The following is a 2,924-nucleotide window of genomic DNA, read 5'->3' on the forward strand; positions in this document are numbered from 1 at the left end:
AGGCAGGCCTGGTTGCAGGCGATGCAGGTGTTGATGGACTCCGGCTTCCCCGATGCCGCCTTGTTGACGAAGGCCGGGTCGGCCAGCAGCGGGCGCGCCAGGCTCACCATGTCGGCGCAGCCGTCGGCCAGCAGCTGCTCGGCCACCTCGGGCGTGTTGATGCGGTTGCTGGTGACCAGCGGGATCGTCAACCCGGCGGCGCGCAGCTCGCGGCGCATCGTCTGCGTGACCGATGCGAACGCGCCGCGCGGCACGCTGGTGGCGATGGTCGGCACGCGCGCCTCGTGCCAGCCGATGCCGGTGTTCAGGATCGTCGCGCCGGCCTGCGTCACCGCCTTCGCGAGCGCGACCACCTCGGGCCAGCTGCTGCCGTCGGGGATCAGGTCGATCATCGACAGCCGGTAGATCAGGATGAAATCGGGCCCGACCGCCTCGCGCACGCGGCGCACGATTTCCACCGGCAGCCGCATGCGGTTCTCGTACGAGCCGCCCCAGTCGTCGCGCCGCTGGTTGGTGTGCGTCACCAGGAACTGGTTGATCAGGTAGCCCTCGCTGCCCATGATCTCGACGCCGTCGTAGCCGGCCTCGCGCGCCAGCAGCGCACAGCGCACGAAGGCGCGGACCTGCCGCTCGATGCCGCGCACCGACAGCTCGCGCGGCATGAACGGCGAGATCGGCGACTGGATGCGCGACGGCGCGACGCAGAACGGGTGGTAGCCGTAGCGCCCGGTGTGCAGGATCTGCAGCGCGATGCGCCCGCCCTCGGCATGCACCGCGCCGGTCACCTCGCGGTGGCGGCGTGCCGCCCCGCTGCTGGCCAGCATGCCGGCGAACGGCTTGGTCCAGCCGGCGATGTTCGGCGCGAAGCCGCCGGTCACCATCAGCCCGACGCCGCCGCGTGCACGCTCGGCGAAGAACGCGGCCATCGCCGGGAAGTGCTTGCGGCCGTCCTCCAGGCCGGTGTGCATGCTGCCCATCAGCACGCGGTTGCGCAGCGTGACGAAGCCGAGGTCGAGCGGGTCGAGCAGGTGGGGATACGGTGCAGGATAGGGGGTCATCGGGAGGGCACGAAGCGGTCGGCCCATGCTATCTTTCCGCGCTCTGGGCCGGGTCAGGGCTTGGCCGCATAGACGCGCCGGGTTGCATCGGGTCAGAGGGGAGGCACGATGTCCCGTTCGCCCGCCGGCAATGCAATGCGCAGTGCGCGGGGTGCCGTTGCGGCGCTCGCATGGGGCACCGCCTGCGCCGGTGCGATGGCCGCCGACCTGGCGCCTCCTGCCGCTGCCGCCTCCGCACCGGCCACCGACTGGCACTACCGCGTCGTCCCCGGCGACACCCTCTACAGCATCGCCAACAGCTACCTCGCCCCCGGCAGCGGCTGGCACCGGCTGCAGCGCCTGAACCGCGTCGCCGACCCGAAGCGGCTCGAGCCGGGCCGCCAGCTGCGCCTGCCGGTGGCCTGGCTGCGCGCCGAGGCGACGGTCGCGAGCGTCGCCTTCCTGTCGGGCGGCGCCCAGCGCGAGCGCGCCGGCCAACGCATCGCGCTGGTGGTCGGCGACACGCTGCAGCCGGGCGACCTGCTGCGCACCGAGGCCGACGCGAACCTGACGCTGCGCCTGGCCGACTCGACCCGCGTGCTGGTCTCCGGCGGCTCGCAGCTGCGCATGGATTCGCTGCTGGTGTTCGGCCACAGCGGCGTCACGCGCTCGCAGCTCTCGCTCGAGCAGGGCGAGGCGGAGTCGCGCGTCAACCCGCAACGCACGCCCGGCTCGGCCTACGACATCCGCACGCCGGTGCTGACGCTGGGCGTGCGCGGCACCGAGTTCCGCGTGCGCACCGCCGCCGGCAGCACGGCGGCCGAAGTCACCGAAGGGCGCGTCGCGGCCAGCGTCGGCCGCAAGCCGGTGGCGACCATCGGCGACGGCTTCGGCATGGTGGCCGGTGGGGCCGGCGCCTCGCCGGTGCGGCCGCTGCCGCCGGCACCAGGCCTGTCGACGCTGCCGACGCGCTATGAGCGCGTGCCACTGCGCTTCTCGTGGCCGGCGCCGCCTGGCGCCGCCGGCTACCGCGCGCAGGTCTTCGCCGACGAAGCGCTGAACCAGCGCCTGCTCGACGGCGAGTTCACCGAACCCGCCGCGCAATGGGCCGACCTGCCCGATGGCCGCTACCTGCTGCAGGTGCGCGCCCGCGACCCGCAGGGGCTGGAAGGCCGCAGCGGGCAGCTGGCGTTCACGCTGAAGGCGCGCCCGGAGCCGCCGTTCACGACCCAGCCGCGCGACGAGGGGCATGCCTACGGCGAGCGGGTCGAGTTCAACTGGACGAAGGCCGCTGCCGCGCAGCGCTACCACCTGCAGGTGGCCGACGACGCGCGCTTCGAGACCGTCCGCATCGACCGCCGCGACGTGGGCAGCGAACGCCTCGCCCTTGCGCTGCCGCCCGGCCGCTACCACTGGCGCATCGCGAGCATCGCGGCCGGCGACGACCACGGCCCGTTCAGCGATGCCAGCAGCTTCGAACTGCGCGAGACGCCGCCGCCGGTGGCGCTCGAGGCGCCGCGCGACGAGGGCGAGCGCCTGGTGTTCCGCTGGCGGGCCCGCAGCAGCGACGACACCTACGACGTGCAGGTCGCGACCGATCCCGCATTCACGCAGCTGGTGCTGGAGCGGCGCGAGAACCTGCCCGAGCTGGTGCTGCCGCGGCCGGCGCCGGGCCGCTACTACCTGCGCGTGCGCACGCAGCAGGCCGACGGCTTCACCGGCGCGTGGGGCGCGACCCAGCAGTTCGACGTGCCGCGCAGCCTGTGGTGGTGGCTGCTGCCGGGCGCCGCCGTGCTGCTGTTGCTGTGAGGGCCGCGCGATGACCTGGACCGCGCCGACCGGCCGACGCGCGGTGGCCCTCGCGCTGGCGGCGAGCCTGCTGCTCGC

Annotated in this window: 2 protein-coding genes; one reads left to right on the forward strand and one right to left on the reverse strand. The window is 73.8% G+C overall.

All coding sequences use genetic code 11. The features are described 5' to 3' along the window. On the reverse strand, nucleotides 1-1,058 hold a 1,058-nt coding region (locus tag AC1D15_RS24965; protein WP_477828097.1), incomplete at its 3' end, for a 2,4-dienoyl-CoA reductase FMN-binding domain-containing protein. A gap of 108 nt (nucleotides 1,059-1,166) precedes the next feature. Here AC1D15_RS24965 and AC1D15_RS24970 point away from each other — a divergent pair. Next, nucleotides 1,167-2,846 carry a FecR family protein gene (locus tag AC1D15_RS24970; protein WP_477828098.1) on the forward strand — a complete coding sequence of 560 codons (1,680 nt, stop codon included), beginning with the start codon at nucleotides 1,167-1,169 and terminating at the stop codon, nucleotides 2,844-2,846. Nucleotides 2,847-2,924 lie beyond the last annotated feature (78 nt).

Source organism: Rhizobacter sp. P2_H2, assembly GCF_056403375.1.

Bases quoted from the DNA above. Each gene is read 5' to 3' on its own strand.
- AC1D15_RS24970 (WP_477828098.1), top strand. From the start codon at position 1,167: ATGTCCCGTTCGCCCGCCGGCAATGCAATGCGCAGTGCGCGGGGTGCC.